This window comes from Rahnella sp. JUb53 (assembly GCF_004346065.1).
Taxonomy (GTDB): Bacteria; Pseudomonadota; Gammaproteobacteria; order Enterobacterales; family Enterobacteriaceae; genus Rahnella; species Rahnella variigena.
In genome coordinates this window covers 293895-308282 of the sequence record NZ_SLYT01000001.1, presented here as the reverse complement: position 1 = coordinate 308282, position 14388 = coordinate 293895, and the positions used below count along the sequence as shown (strand labels likewise).

The window sequence follows — 14388 nt, the reverse complement described above, 5'->3', positions numbered from 1 at the left end:
AATTATGACTCTGTCTTTGTTGTATGCCTGGCGGGCCCGAGGCGACCTGCCGGATCTGAGTTGCAGATCCACCTGTTATTTACCCAGAATAAAAACTAACATACTTCGTTTTTCCGCGCTCCGTCTGGTTGCCGTTTGTTGCATTACTTTCATGATGAATCGCAAAAATCGCGTATCAGCACAACGCGTTGCAACTAATCTTGCGGCGAGCTATCCAAAAGCAGCCGGATGTTCCATGCTTATTTCAGACAGGCTGGATTTTGAACACACTGATCATGGACACGCGGGATCATGCGCACACTGAATTTTGACTACCCTGGATTTAATATCCCGCGTTTGAAATACAAAGTATGGAGGCACAGGGTTCGTGCCTTACTTCGTTTATCACATTGAGAAACATGAATGAATCTCCCAATTAAACGTTACGATTTACCTCAGATTATGTTTGGGGTGTTGTTTATTGCACTGATGACCATCGCCAGTATCTGGATCGTTCAGCCCTTTATTCTTGGGTTTGTCTGGGCAGGCATGGTGGTTATCGCGACATGGCCGCTGATGATCAAGCTCCAGCGGCTGCTTTGGGGACGCAGGTTCCTTGCCGTCATCATCATGACTTTGTTACTGATTTTATTATTCGTTCTGCCTATTGCGATGCTGGTCAGCAGTGCAATTGAGAATGGAGCGCCTCTGGTTGAAATCGCCAGTCATCCTTCCTCATTGCATATGCCTGATTTCCACTGGCTCAATTCCATTCCGCTGGTGGGCCATAAGCTGTATACCGGCTGGCACGCCCTGATTAATGGCGGCGGTAATGCGCTGGTGACTAAAGTTCAGCCTTACGTCGGACAAACCGCCGCGTGGTTTGTCACTCAGGCCGGTCATCTTGGTCGGTTTATTGTCCACTGTTCGCTGATGCTGTTGTTCAGTGCCTTGCTGTACAGCCGTGGCGAACAGGTTGCTTTAGGGATCCGCCACTTTGCCATTCGTCTGGCCGCGGAACGCGGTGACGCTGCCGTTATTCTGGCCGGTCAGGCCATCCGCGCTGTGGCTTTAGGCGTAGTCGTAACCGCCATTGTGCAGTCAATTCTCGGCGGTATCGGGCTGGCGATTGCGGGCATCCCTTATGCTACCGTGCTCACCGTTGTGATGTTCGTTTGCTGCGTTGCGCAAATAGGTCCGTTGCTCATACTGATACCGGCAATCATCTGGCTTTACTGGTCCGGCGACAATACCTGGGGCACCGTGCTTCTGGTCTGGAGCTGCGTGGTCGGGTCACTTGATAACGTACTGCGTCCCGTTCTGATCCGCATGGGTGCAGATTTACCCATGTTGCTGATTCTCTCTGGTGTTATCGGGGGATTGTTTGCCTTCGGTATGATCGGGCTGTTCATCGGACCAGTGGTACTGGCCGTATCGTATCGCCTGATTTCCCTCTGGGTACATGAAGCCCCTGAACCAGAGATGGATCCGGAAGAAGCTTTAAAAGCACTGGATGAATAAACTCTTCATTAAGTAACTTTCTGACGGCGTTGCCCATAAAATTGAATGTGGCAGCGCCGTTATTTTATTCCTTTCCTCTGCTCCCTATTTTACCCTCTATCCGCTCCTCAATAACTGCCCTCACTAAATAGTATGAGAATGAACTCTATTAGGAGAATTCTTACAGACTAAATACCTTGAGAAACTTAGTATTATTAACAGTTCGGATGTCAACTCACTGATTTATATACAGGCTTCCCCCTGAGCCGGTATACCCCAAATTGCTGTGTGTAGTCTTTGCCTGTCTTATGACGGGCCTTTTTTTTATTTATTGTCCGCTAACTTCATTCTCCTGTGATTTTTAATTATTACCTGATAAAACCACCCGCTAAAAACCTTCGTTTTTCTGTTTTCTCCTTCCTGATATAAATATTTTTCAGTCCTTTTGCACAAAATGAAAAGGCCATCACCCATGAGTGACAGCCTTTATTTTATGTGTTAGGAATTGCTTTATGAATCGATTTACTTTTCTGCTAACGCCAGCCAGGTTTGTACAACTGTATCCGGATTCAGCGACAGACTGTCGATTCCCTCATCCATCAGCCATTGCGCAAAGTCCTGATGATCTGAGGGGCCCTGCCCGCAGATGCCGACATACTTGCCCTGCTTTTTCGCGGCTTTGATTGCCATCGACAGCAACGCTTTGACGGCGTCATTTCGCTCATCAAAGAGTTCAGAAACCACTCCGGAATCACGATCCAGCCCCAGAGCAAGCTGAGTCATGTCATTCGAGCCAATCGAGAATCCATCAAAGTGTTCGAGGAACTGATCCGCCAGTAAAGCATTCGACGGAATTTCGCACATCATGATAACTTTCAGCCCGTTTTCGCCGCGCTTAAGTCCCTGATTTGCCAGTTCGGCGACCACGGCTTCCGCCTGCGCCACCGTGCGTACAAACGGAATCATCACCTCAACGTTAGTGAGATCCATGTCATTACGCACGCGCTTCATTGCCTCGCATTCCAGTGCAAAACAATCGCGGAAATTGTCTGATACATAACGGCCAGCACCGCGGAAACCGAGCATCGGGTTTTCTTCATGCGGTTCATACTTCTCGCCGCCTACCAGATTGGCATACTCGTTTGATTTGAAATCAGACAAACGAACAATGACGCGTTTTGGCCAGAAAGCCGCGCCGAGCGTCGCGATCCCTTCCGTCAGGCGTGCCACATAATATTCGCGTGGGCTGTCATAGCCCTGGATCATCTTATTGATGGTTTCCTGCAATTCAGCCGGCTGCTGGTCAAACTCCAGCAAGGCTTTTGGGTGCACGCCAATCATGCGGTTGATGATAAATTCCAGACGCGCCAGCCCGACTCCTTCATTCGGTAAGCAGGCGAAATCAAAAGCACGATCCGGATTACCGATATTCATCATGATTTTCAGCGGTAATTTTGGCAGCTCATCGATTTCAGAACTTTGTACACTGAAATCCAGTTCATCCTGATACACATATCCGGTATCACCTTCTGAACAGGAAACCGTGACTTTCTGATTTTCGGTGAGTTTCTCAGTGGCGTCTCCGCAACCGACAACAGCAGGGATGCCCAGTTCACGGGCAATAATCGCAGCGTGACAGGTACGACCGCCGCGGTTAGTCACGATGGCTGATGCCTTTTTCATGATCGGCTCCCAATCGGGATCCGTCATATCGGTCACCAGGATGTCGCCTGCCTTAACGTGATGCATTTCGCTGATGTCGTGGATGATCTTAACGGGCCCCGCACCGATGCGGTGACCAATTGCACGTCCTTCCACCAACACTTTGCTGCTGCCATTGAGCTGGTAACGTTCCATCACCTGACCGTTTGAACGTACGGTCTCAGGACGCGCCTGCACAATATAGAGTTTGCCGTTATGACCATCTTTAGCCCATTCGATATCCATCGGGCGGCCATAATGTTTTTCGATCAGTATCGCCTGACGCGCCAGCGCCTGCACTTCTTCATCAGTCAGGGAGAATCGGGTGCTCAGTTCGGCTGGCACATCTTCAATCTGGACTTGCTTGCCGTGCTCCTGACTTGGTGCATAAACCATGCGGATTTTCTTTGAGCCCATGGTGCGACGAACGATCGACGGTTTTTTCTTGTCGAGCGTCGGCTTATGTACATAGAACTCGTCGGGATTCACCGCCCCCTGCACCACCATTTCACCCAGGCCGTAGGCAGAAGTGATAAAGACCACCTGATCAAAACCCGATTCAGTATCGATTGTAAACATCACGCCAGCTGCGGCGAGGTCTGAACGCACCATACGCTGGACACCGGCAGATAACGCCACACCGCGGTGGTCGTAGCCCTGATGCACACGATAAGAAATGGCGCGGTCGTTGAAGAGAGAAGCATAAACATGTTTCACGGCAGTCATGACTGCATCAAATCCCTGAACGTTCAGGAAAGTTTCCTGCTGCCCGGCAAAAGACGCATCGGGCATATCTTCGGCCGTTGCCGATGAACGCACAGCGAAAGAAGCCTCCGGCTCGCCCTCAGAAAGCTGCTGATAAGCCTCGCGGATAGCCTGCTCGAGTTCTGGCTGGAACGGCGTCTCAATGATCCACTGACGGATTTGCGTGCCCGCTTTGGTCAGTTGCGCGATGTCGTCCACATCCGTTTTATCCAGCAATTCATGGATACGGTGGTTTACGCCGCTCTGATCGAGAAAATCATTAAATGCCTGAGACGTCGTTGCAAAACCGTTCGGAACGGAAACACCCAAATCGGACAAATTGGTGATCATTTCCCCGAGGGATGCGTTCTTGCCCCCGACTTTATCAACGTCGTTCATACCCAGTTGGTTGTACCAGATAACATTGCGTAAATCGGGATCGAGATGAGCCATGAAACAATCCTTTCTTATTTATTTACAGTAATAGTCAACAGGAGTGTAAAACCGGTTATTCAACGGTTGCCTGAAACACTTTTTGTGCCATTAAACAACGCTGTCTTTTTGAGACTAGCATAATGATCCATAGAAGATGGACAGATGAATCGTTCCAGCAAATCAAACTATTTTTGTTTAGGAAAAATCCAGCGTCAGCATTTTTGTTACTGAGGGAAAATTAGCATTATTCCTTATGAATCATGAAGAAGTTATCTCTGCCTCCGGTCTGTGATTCATGCTAACAGGGCTGCTGAAGTTGTGCTGAAGCAAATCAAAAACCTGCGAGGTATCGCGGAAAATTTAAAATGGCATTTCATTTATTACAGCCATTTTGCGCAGTATCTCGCAGCAATGAAGATAAGATGGAAATGCGGAGGAATTACTCTTTTTATTTCCTTCAATTCTGGTTATTACTTAATAAGCACCAAGAGATCGACGCTAATAAATAAAATGAAGTGATTTAATTCAGGAGTCATTTGTGGACAGATGCGTGTTTTACATTTCCGATGGTACTGCGATTACAGCAGAGGTTTTGGGCCATGCGGTGCTTTCTCAATTCCCTGTCAATGCGACCACTTACTCGTTACCTTTTGTAGAAAGTGAGGAACGTGCGAGAGCTGTCTGCAAACAGATCAATGAAATTTTTGAGAAAACCGGAGCCCGTCCGCTGGTGTTTTACTCGATTATTTCCCCCAACATCCGCGATATCATTCAGGGCAGTGAAGGATTCTGCCAGGATATAGTGCAGTCGCTGGTGGCGCCTCTGCAAAATGAGCTGGGTGTCGACCCCACGCCCATTGCCAACAGAACCCACGGTCTGACGGCCAGCAACATCACCAAGTACGATGCGCGTATTGCCGCTATTGATTACACGCTGGCACACGACGATGGCATTTCCCTGCGTAATCTCGATCAGGCACAGGTGATTTTGCTGGGCGTCTCCCGCTGCGGTAAAACTCCGACCAGCCTGTACCTTGCGCTTCAGTTTGGGATCCGGGCGGCTAACTACCCTTTTACTGCTGACGATATGGACAACATCCAGTTGCCAGCAGCACTAAAACCGCATATGCATAAACTTTTTGGCCTGACGATTGATCCGGAGCGTCTGACCGCTATCCGGCAAGAGCGCGTTGAAAACAGCCGTTATGCCTCCTTACGCCAGTGCAGGATGGAAGTGTCGGAAGTTGAGGCGCTGTTTCGCAAGAACAAAATACGCTATCTCAACAGTACGAATTATTCCGTTGAGGAGATATCAGCGAAGATTATGGACAGCTTCGGTATGAGCCGTCGTATGTTCTGAATCCATTTCCTGATTTGGGTGGCATATCCTGCTGACAGTGGTTGAATTCATCTGTTTTTGGGTTATTGTGATCGACATCACTTCCCGGTATTCCTGCCGCAGCGAAGAAACAAATTTTCGAGAGCACCATGTCACAAACAGATGAACTGCGTACGACGCGCATCGACAGCCTGATTACGCCTCAGGCACTGGCAGACAAATTGCCAATTTCCCCGTCGGTCGCACAACACGTGATGGAATCACGTAAACGGATTGAAAAAATTGTCAGTGGCGAAGATCAGCGCTTGCTGGTTGTCGTCGGTCCCTGCTCTATCCACGATATTGAAGCGGCGATTGATTACGCGGGAAAACTACGCGTATTACGTGACAAGTATCAGGATCGCCTTGAAATCGTGATGCGCACCTATTTTGAGAAACCTCGTACCGTTGTCGGCTGGAAAGGATTAATTTCTGATCCTGAGCTTAACGGTTCGTGCCGTGTTAATGACGGTATCGAGCTGGCGCGCAAAGTCCTGCTGGCCGTCAATGAGCTGGGTATTCCGACTGCCACCGAATTCCTGGATATGGTGATCGGACAGTATATCGCTGACCTCATCAGCTGGGGCGCGATAGGCGCACGCACCACAGAAAGCCAGATCCACCGTGAGATGGCATCAGCGCTGTCGTGCCCTGTTGGCTTTAAAAATGGTACCGACGGCAATACGCGTATCGCCATTGATGCCATTCGTTCTTCACGTACCAGCCACATGTTCCTGTCACCGGATAAAAGCGGTCAGATGACTATTTATCGCACCGCAGGCAACCCTTATGGCCACGTGATCATGCGTGGCGGTAAAAAGCCCAACTATCATGCAGAGGATCTGGAGCAGGCTTGCCAGAATCTGGCTGAGTTTGATTTACCGCAGCGTCTGGTGGTCGACTTCAGCCACGGCAACTGTCAGAAACAGCACCGCCGTCAGCTGGATGTGGCAGAAGATATTTGCCAGCAGATCCGCAGTGGTTCTTCAGCGATTGCCGGTATTATGGCGGAAAGTTTCCTGATAGAAGGCACTCAGGCGATTCATCCTGGTAAACCGCTGGTTTATGGCAAATCAGTAACTGACCCTTGCCTGAGCTGGGAAGATACTGAAAACCTGTTGTCGATGCTGGCTGAGGCCACTGACAGCCGGTTCTGATCACTTTCTGGCAACCTTTCCAGGGGCAACTTCGTTGCCCTTTTTTATGCCTGCGGTTCGCCGCGTCTTCCTGACCCCTGCGTTTTTCACTCTGTAAATACTGCACTATCCCTCTTACATTAAAGGGTTACCTGGCAAAAATTACATTCCATCAACAAAAATTTTCTTGATGTGTTCTTGCAATGATTTGATAATGATTATCAAATTGATATTAATTCCCATTACCAAGTGTAAGTTAACGGGCTACTGACCCGAATTTTATTACAAATCATTCACATAACATCGCGAGTTTTTACCAGCCAGCGGGCGGGTGACTTAGGCTAACGAGGAGACAGCAATGCATTCAGTTCACTATCAGGATTATTTACAGGCTAAAGACGCGAACCCGGGTAAATATGCCCGCGATCTGGCGGAAATTTTGGCTATCAGTGAGGCAGAATTAACTGCATTACGTGTTTCCCATGATGCCGCACGACTTGATGTTGATGCCCGCACATTGCTGGCTGCTCTGGAAAATGTCGGTGGAACAAAATCGATTACCCGCAATGATTTTGCCGTTCATGAACAAAAAGGTCGTTATGAGAACCAGCATCTGAGTGGTCATGCTGGCCTGATTCTGAACCCGCGCGCACTGGATTTGCGCCTGTTCCTGCAACACTGGCAGCATATTTTCAGTATGTCTGAAAACACGGCTCGTGGCGTTCGCCACAGTATTCAGTTTTTTGATGCTCACGGCGATGCAGTGCATAAAGTCTATAACACCGATGAAACCGATATGGCGGCATGGGACGCGCTGATTGCGCAATACAAAACCGACGTCAATCCGCAATTGCAGATTGAAGCTGCGCCATCGACTCCCGCCCAGAAAGCGGCTGATGCCAGTGCTATCGATGCAGACTGGCGCGCTATGACTGACGTTCATCAGTTCTTCCAGTTGCTGAAACGCCATGACATCAGCCGTCAGCAGGCCTTTGAAGCGGTCGGCGATGACCTGGCATGGCGCGTGGAAAATGGTTCCCTGACCCGTTTGCTGAATATCGCCAAAGAAGACCAAAACGAAATTATGATTTTCGTCGGCAACCGTGGCTGTGTGCAGATCTTCACCGGCCAGATTGAAAAAGTGATGCCGCACGGTGAGTGGATCAACGTGTTCAATGAACGCTTCACGCTGCATCTGGTGGAAAGCGCCATCGCACAAAGCTGGATAACCCGTAAGCCAACCAAAGACGGTTTCGTCACCAGTCTGGAGTTGTTTGCTGCCGATGGTACCCAGATTGCCCAGCTTTACGGACAGCGTACCGAAGGCACGCCTGAACAGACTCAGTGGCGCGAGCAGCTGGCTCAGCTCAGTGGCGAAGGCGTTGCAGCATGAAACTCTCGCTGAAAGCCCTGTTAGCTGCCAGCACTTTGCTGGCAACACCTTTGCTACATGCGGCCGAAAAACTGGTCACTATCGGCGGAGACGTCACTGAAATTGTTTACGCCCTCGGCGCTGGCAATGAACTGGTGGCGCGAGACAGCACCAGTCTGCGGCCGAAGGCAGTTCTGGCGCTGCCGGATGTGGGTTATATGCGCCAGCTAAATACCGAAGGCATTTTATCAATGCATCCTTCAATGGTACTGAGCAGTGAACTGGCTGAACCTTCGCTGGTGTTGCAACAGTTATCACAAAATGGCGTGAAAGTTGTCCGTGTGCCGGGTACCCCTTCTATCAATACCGTGCCTGAGAAAATTGAAGTAATCGCCGCAGCCCTCAACCGTCAGGCTGAAGGGGAGAAACTGATCACCACTTATCGTTCACAGCTTTCGACCATTCGTCATGATGCGCTGCCGGTGAAAATGTTGTTTGTAATGAGCCACGGTGGCATGTCTTCCATGGCGGCGGGACAAAATACCGCGGCGGATGCGATGATCACGTCCGTTGGCGCAAAAAACGCCATGCAGGGATTTAGCCGCTACCGCCCGCTTTCTCAGGAAGGGGTGATTGCAAGTGCGCCGGATATTCTTCTGCTGACCGCAGACGGTGTCAAAACGCTCGGCGGGCTGGATCAGGTGTGGAAATTACCGGGTGTGGCGATGACGCCTGCGGGCAAGAACAAACGCGTTTTAGTACTTGATGATATGTCGCTGCTGGGCTTTGGTCTGCAAACTCCGGCCGTGATGGCACAACTTCGTCAGGCGGCGGAACAAGCGAAATGAGCAGCATGAGCCCCCCAATGCCATCACGACGCCGCTCGCCGGTTTGGGCGCTGATCGGACTCGGCGGTGCTCTGCTGGTACTGGCTATTCTGGCGGCCAATACCGGCGCGATGGCATTGTCTCTCAGGACGTTAATTTCGCGTCCTTTTGACGATGACCTTTGGCAGGTCTGGCTGAGCATACGCTTGCCAAGAGTGTTACTGGCTGTGGTGGTCGGCTGTGCGCTCGCCAGCTCCGGTGCGGTAATGCAGGGGCTTTTTCGCAATCCCCTCGCAGATCCCGGATTACTTGGGATCAGCAGCGGTGCAGCCCTGGCGGTTGCACTAACGATTGTCATGCCGCTTGCCCTGCCGCCGCTGCTGGCTCTCTACAGCCATATGATCAGCGCCTTCTTCGGCAGTCTGGCGATTTCAGCTATTGTCTTCACCCTGAGCCGTTTCGGGCATGGCGGGTTATCGCGTTTATTACTGGCGGGGATCGCCATCAATGCACTGTGCGGCGCAGCCGTAGGCGTGCTGACTTATGTCAGTGATGATCAGCAGTTGCGTCAGTTCTCGCTCTGGAGCATGGGCAGTCTGGGACAAGCACAATGGCCAACGCTGGCCGTTGCTTCTTCGCTGATCCTGCCAGCCTGCATTGCCGCATTGTTCATGGCACGCCGTCTGAACATTCTGCAACTGGGGGAGGAAGATGCGCATTATCTGGGCGTGAATGTCCGCCGTACCCAGTTGCAGTTGTTGCTGCTGAGCGCATTGCTGGTGGGTGCGGCGGTGGCGGTTTCGGGGGTTATCGGCTTTATCGGGCTGGTTATCCCGCACCTTTTACGAATGCGTATTGGTGCCGATCACCGCTGGCTGTTGCCCGGTTCTGCCATGGCCGGAGCCTGCCTGTTATTACTGGCGGACACGCTCGCGCGTACACTGGTTGCTCCCGCAGAAATGCCGGTGGGACTGCTGACCAGTTTGATCGGCGGTCCGTATTTTCTCTGGCTGATCCTGCGTCCGGGAGTGCCACGCAATGTCTGATATTTCCTCATCTATGATGGCTGAAAACCTGACGTATTCTGTCAACGGCCGGCGTTTGATTGATGACGTTTCGATGAGTCTGGAAAGCGGCGAAATGGTGGCGCTGATCGGGCCAAACGGTGCCGGTAAATCGACCCTGATGCGGATGTTGACCGGTTATCTGTCACCCCAGTCGGGACAATGTTCGATGATGGGCAAACCGCTGAACGACTGGCAGCCACAAGAACTGGCACGCACACGTGCGGTAATGCGCCAGAACAGTACGCTGGCTTTCGGATTTAGTGTCCGCGAAGTGCTGACACTTGGACGTTCGCCCCACGGCCAGCAAAATATGCAGCGCGCGCTGGCAGAGGTGATGGCGCAGACAGACTGTCTGAATCTGGCGGAGCGTGACTATCGCCAGCTATCCGGCGGTGAACAACAGCGCGTTCAGCTGGCACGGGTATTAATCCAGCTGTGGCAACCTGAGCCTGCCCCGCGCTGGCTGTTTCTCGATGAACCGACTTCAGCGCTCGATTTATATCATCAGCAACATGCGCTGCGCCTGTTACGTCATCTGACCCAACAGACACCGCTGGCCGTATGCTGTGTCTTGCACGATCTAAATCTTGCCGCATTGTATGCCGACCGGGTTATTTTGTTGCACAGCGGGAAAGTGGTCGCCAGCGGGACACCGGCTCAGGTGCTGAGCGAAGAAACGCTGAGTCGCTGGTATCAGGCCGATTTAAACGTCTGTCCGCATCCGGACACCGCGTTGCCTCAGGTTTTCCTGCGCCAGTAAGTGCCCTGCAGAAATGAAAAGCCACAAGGCATGTTGCTTTGTGGCTTTTTTTGTCAGCTCGAGCAGGATATTTCCAGATGCTTTCCCCAGTCCGGCGGCAGTGCCGCCATCGCGTCATATTGCGGCGCGTCACTGTATGGATCGCGCAACGCCTGATGCAGTTGAGTCAGCGCACTGATGTCATCTTTTTCGGCACGGTCAATGGCCTGCTGCGCCAGATAATTCCTTAAAATAATTCTCGGATTACACTGTTTCATCGCGTCCTGGCGCGTCGAGTCAGCCACTTCCTCCGTCAGCAGGCGCTGGCGATAAGCCTGATACCAGCTGTCGAAAGCCTCACGATCAATAAATTCATCCCGCAGCGGCGAGCGGGCCTGTTGTTGCTCAGTATGACTTAACAACCTGAAGGTTTGGGTGAAATCCCTGCCCTCTTTCGCCATCAGGCTCAGCAGACCGGTCAGCAGGTCGTTGTCCTGTTTATTCTCGGTAAAGAAGCCCAGCTTTCCTCGCATCAGTGTACCGTACGTTTTCATCAGCGCCGGTTCATACTCACCGAGCGCCGCCTGTAACTGTTCCGTAGTCATCAGACCGGACAGCGTCTGCGCCAACCGGTGCAAATTCCAGTAGGCTACGGCAGGTTGATTATCGTAGCTGTAACGCCCCTGATGGTCAGAATGATTACAGATGTAACCTGGATGATAATCATCCAGAAAGCCGAACGGACCATAATCGATAGTCAGCCCGAGAATAGACATATTGTCGGTATTCATCACACCGTGAGCGAATCCAACGCTTTGCCATTGCGCCATCAAACTGGCGGTGCGTTCCACTACTTCCGTAAACCAGCGCTGATAACGCAAAGATTCAACTGGTTCACTTTCCAGCAATTCCGGCCAATGATGAGCAATGACATAATCGGCCAGTTGCTTCACCTGTTCCGGCTGTTTACGGTAATAGAAATGCTCGAAATGCCCGAAACGAATATGGCTTTCAGCCACGCGGACCAGCATCGCACCGCGCTCCGGCTGTTCGCGAAATACAGGCTCATCGCTTGTTGCAATCGTCAATGCGCGGGTGGTTGGAATCGATAAATGATGCAGCGCTTCTGAAGCCAGAAACTCACGGACGACGGACCGTAATACTGCGCGACCATCACCCATGCGCGAATACGGCGTCAGTCCGGCGCCCTTCAGGTGCCAGTCAAAACGCTTTCCGCCAGGCAAAACCTGTTCCCCGAGCAGAATGCCACGCCCGTCACCCAGCTGCCCAGCCCAGACACCAAACTGATGCCCGCTGTAGACCTGCGCCAAAGGCAGCATGCCCGGAAAGATTTTCTCACCGCACCAGTATTCGCGGTGGTCAGCGCCGAAAAGAGATGCATCCAGCCCCAGTTCTTGTGCCAGCGACTCGCTATGGTAAAGCAGACGCGCACCTTTCAGTGGCGTCGGTTGCAGCGCGGTGTAAAAACCGGGCAGTTGGTCTGCATAATGGTGTTCGAATTGTGGCATAAATCCCCCTTTTCTTTAGTGTAGGTCTGCTCCGTCGTGATTAACACGGAGTAAATGCAGGGAGATTACCGACGCCCGGGATGAAAAATCCCGATACAGCAGGTGCTGACCGGGATCCTGAATATCAAGACGGCAGTGACGATGAGTGAAATTGAACAGGCCGGTTAAGCAGGCTGTCCATCTCAGCGGGATCAACGCCTGGCCACAACAGGCCTTTTACGCCCTTTATATCCTTTTTATGCAATGCATCGAAATACTCCTGACTGTCCAGCCCGTCCACCACAATATTGCGGCAAAAACGGTTTACATTGCGGATTAATGCCGGCATCACGATCGTAAAATGTTCACCTTCATAAAGTTGCCAGAAGAGGTTTTTATCCAGTTTCACCCACTGAAAAAGATGATCGAAAATCGGCGCCATCGTAATATTCCCGGAACCAAAGTTCTCCAGCCACAGGGTAAAATCTTGTTTTAGTGCAACCAGTTGAATGTTGTTTCTGCCCTGAGAAAGCTGCGGAAATGATTCACTCAGATTGAGATGAATAAAGGGGTGTGCTTTAAAAGCCTCACGGAGATTTTCATCCGCGAGTAATAAAGCCACCTGCTTTTCTTCAACACTGATATTCAAAATAACCTGATTATCGTTAAACCATTGGGCATGCTGATCCGCCCAGACTTGCTGTTCATTGAGAAAACGCAGTAATTGCTGTGGTGTGAGAAGGTTTAACACCAGTTCTGTGGGCATAACCAGCTTGCTGTCTGCACTGGAAAAGCGGCAAATTAATTCTACGGCAAGCAATTTCCCTTCAATGGTGTAGACCGGCTGACACAGATAGCTACTGTTAAAGGCCGTATCGAATTGTATTTTCATTTTTATCCAAAACATCAACGGCACTGCTAATTGATTAATAACCTTTTTGACTATCAATCAGATCATAAAGATGCCGGAGCCCCGAGGCGTAACCGAAACGTCAGAGAAATTGATATCAAGAAAGAGCCAGCCCGGTTGTCAGTAAAAAGCGACCAGGGTGCTGATAACTGCGTAATAAAGCGTTGCAAGATGTGACTCCCCTTTCTCACCTTCTAATTTGAGGGATATGTCAGTCAATACAGGGGGTTCAGACTAATCTTATCGTCAGCAGGGAAAACACGCAACGTGCACCATGAGTGCTATCAGACATATTTAGACAAATTAACGGTCACACATTGCGCTATTGTCCGGGGGGAGTCGTATTCAACTATTTTAGTTAATGGTTATAGTGTCTTAAGAGATATGGCGCAAGCCATCCGCCTGCAATTGAAGTCTCTACTCCAGACTCTGTCACTCCTCTAATCCAGTAAAAAACCAGAGGTTATTATAAAATGTCAGTCGCGTTATGGTTAAAAGAAACGGTTCTGAAAAGCCGTACAATCAGTTTGCATCCCTTACGTCATGACCATGCAAATGCACTGGCTGAAGCCGCTGCCGATGGCGAATTATGGGAACTGTGGTTTACCTCAGTCCCGCGCCCGGATACGGTTGGAAAGTATATTGATGATGCCCTGAATGAACAGGCGGCAGGACGCGCTTTGCCGTTCGTTGTTGTCCATAACGAAACCCGGAAAGTCATCGGCACGACGCGATTTTCCAACGCCGATGTGAAAAATCACCGGCTGGAAATTGGGTTTACCTGGTATGCGCAACGTTTCCAGCGAACCTCTGTGAATACCGAATGTAAGGCACTGATGCTGGAGTATGCGTTTGAACAACTTCAGGCGATTGCCGTCGAATTCAGGACTCACTGGCATAATCATAAATCACGTGCAGCAATTACCCGCCTGGGGGCTAAACAGGATGGCGTCTTACGCAATCACAGCAAAAATGCTGACGGCAGCTATCGTGACACCGTGGTGTTTTCCATCATTGACCATGAATGGCTAATGGTGAAAAGAAGCCTGCAACACAAGCTGAGCCGTGGCTAAAATATTTCCCGGAAACGCA

The 14388-nt window shown here is 50.7% G+C and carries 11 protein-coding genes; 8 read left to right on the top strand and 3 right to left on the bottom strand.

From position 1 onward, the window contains the following. The first annotated feature begins 402 nt into the window (after positions 1 to 402). Positions 403 to 1500 carry an AI-2E family transporter YdiK gene (gene ydiK / locus EC840_RS01510; protein ID WP_112287953.1) on the top strand — a complete coding sequence of 366 codons (1098 nt, stop codon included), beginning with the start codon at positions 403 to 405 and terminating at the stop codon, positions 1498 to 1500. A gap of 501 nt (positions 1501 to 2001) precedes the next feature. Here the strand turns inward: ydiK and ppsA are convergent. Further along, positions 2002 to 4377: a phosphoenolpyruvate synthase gene (ppsA, locus tag EC840_RS01505; RefSeq protein WP_132963824.1), complete on the bottom strand. Its 2376-nt coding sequence runs from the start codon at positions 4375 to 4377 to the stop codon at positions 2002 to 2004. Positions 4378 to 4897: 520 nt separating this feature from the next. Between ppsA and EC840_RS01500 the strand changes: the two genes are divergently transcribed. The 6 genes from EC840_RS01500 (at position 4898) to EC840_RS01475 (ending at position 10899) form a co-directional block, all read left to right on the top strand. Beyond that, positions 4898 to 5719, top strand: coding sequence for a pyruvate, water dikinase regulatory protein (locus EC840_RS01500; protein ID WP_112287956.1), 822 nt, complete (start codon positions 4898 to 4900; stop codon positions 5717 to 5719). 128 nt (positions 5720 to 5847) lie between these two features. Next, positions 5848 to 6894 carry a 3-deoxy-7-phosphoheptulonate synthase gene (locus EC840_RS01495; RefSeq protein WP_132963823.1) on the top strand — a complete coding sequence of 349 codons (1047 nt, stop codon included), beginning with the start codon at positions 5848 to 5850 and terminating at the stop codon, positions 6892 to 6894. Positions 6895 to 7231: 337 nt separating this feature from the next. Continuing rightward, positions 7232 to 8266: a ChuX/HutX family heme-like substrate-binding protein gene (locus tag EC840_RS01490; protein WP_132963822.1), complete on the top strand. Its 1035-nt coding sequence runs from the start codon at positions 7232 to 7234 to the stop codon at positions 8264 to 8266. Next, a complete protein-coding gene (locus EC840_RS01485; RefSeq protein ID WP_132963821.1) occupies positions 8263 to 9093 on the top strand; it encodes an ABC transporter substrate-binding protein in 831 nt (276 codons plus the stop codon). Before EC840_RS01490 ends, EC840_RS01485 begins: the two co-directional genes overlap by 4 nt. A 17-nt stretch (positions 9094 to 9110) precedes the next feature. After that, on the top strand, positions 9111 to 10118 hold the full coding sequence (locus tag EC840_RS01480) for an iron ABC transporter permease (protein ID WP_132963820.1): 1008 nt from the start codon (positions 9111 to 9113) through the stop codon (positions 10116 to 10118). Then, positions 10111 to 10899, top strand: coding sequence for a heme ABC transporter ATP-binding protein (locus tag EC840_RS01475; protein WP_129638547.1), 789 nt, complete (start codon positions 10111 to 10113; stop codon positions 10897 to 10899). Before EC840_RS01480 ends, EC840_RS01475 begins: the two co-directional genes overlap by 8 nt. 53 nt (positions 10900 to 10952) lie before the next feature. Here EC840_RS01475 and EC840_RS01470 read toward each other — a convergent pair whose 3' ends face one another. Together EC840_RS01470 and EC840_RS01465 are read right to left on the bottom strand one after the other, a co-directional pair. Next, positions 10953 to 12407 (bottom strand): protein adenylyltransferase SelO, encoded by a 1455-nt coding sequence (locus EC840_RS01470; protein WP_129638546.1) that lies wholly within the window; start codon positions 12405 to 12407, stop codon positions 10953 to 10955. 124 nt (positions 12408 to 12531) lie between these two features. After that, the gene (locus tag EC840_RS01465; RefSeq protein ID WP_240783298.1) at positions 12532 to 13335 is read right to left on the bottom strand and encodes an EAL domain-containing protein; all 804 of its coding nucleotides are present in this window, start codon (positions 13333 to 13335) and stop codon (positions 12532 to 12534) included. A 434-nt stretch (positions 13336 to 13769) separates the two neighbouring features. On the opposite strand from EC840_RS01465, the gene EC840_RS01460 reads away from it, so the two are divergent. Beyond that, complete coding sequence (locus tag EC840_RS01460) at positions 13770 to 14369, top strand: GNAT family protein (protein WP_129638545.1); 600 nt, start codon at positions 13770 to 13772, stop codon at positions 14367 to 14369. Positions 14370 to 14388 lie beyond the last annotated feature (19 nt).

Coding starts and splice junctions, on each gene's coding strand:
- EC840_RS01470 (WP_129638546.1), bottom strand. CDS start 12,407: ATGCCACAATTCGAACACCATTATGCAGACCAACTGCCCGGTTTTTAC.
- EC840_RS01460 (WP_129638545.1), top strand. CDS start 13,770: ATGTCAGTCGCGTTATGGTTAAAAGAAACGGTTCTGAAAAGCCGTACA.
- ppsA (WP_132963824.1), bottom strand. CDS start 4,377: ATGGCTCATCTCGATCCCGATTTACGCAATGTTATCTGGTACAACCAA.
- EC840_RS01475 (WP_129638547.1), top strand. CDS start 10,111: ATGTCTGATATTTCCTCATCTATGATGGCTGAAAACCTGACGTATTCT.
- EC840_RS01480 (WP_132963820.1), top strand. CDS start 9,111: ATGCCATCACGACGCCGCTCGCCGGTTTGGGCGCTGATCGGACTCGGC.
- EC840_RS01490 (WP_132963822.1), top strand. CDS start 7,232: ATGCATTCAGTTCACTATCAGGATTATTTACAGGCTAAAGACGCGAAC.
- EC840_RS01485 (WP_132963821.1), top strand. CDS start 8,263: ATGAAACTCTCGCTGAAAGCCCTGTTAGCTGCCAGCACTTTGCTGGCA.
- ydiK (WP_112287953.1), top strand. CDS start 403: ATGAATCTCCCAATTAAACGTTACGATTTACCTCAGATTATGTTTGGG.
- EC840_RS01495 (WP_132963823.1), top strand. CDS start 5,848: ATGTCACAAACAGATGAACTGCGTACGACGCGCATCGACAGCCTGATT.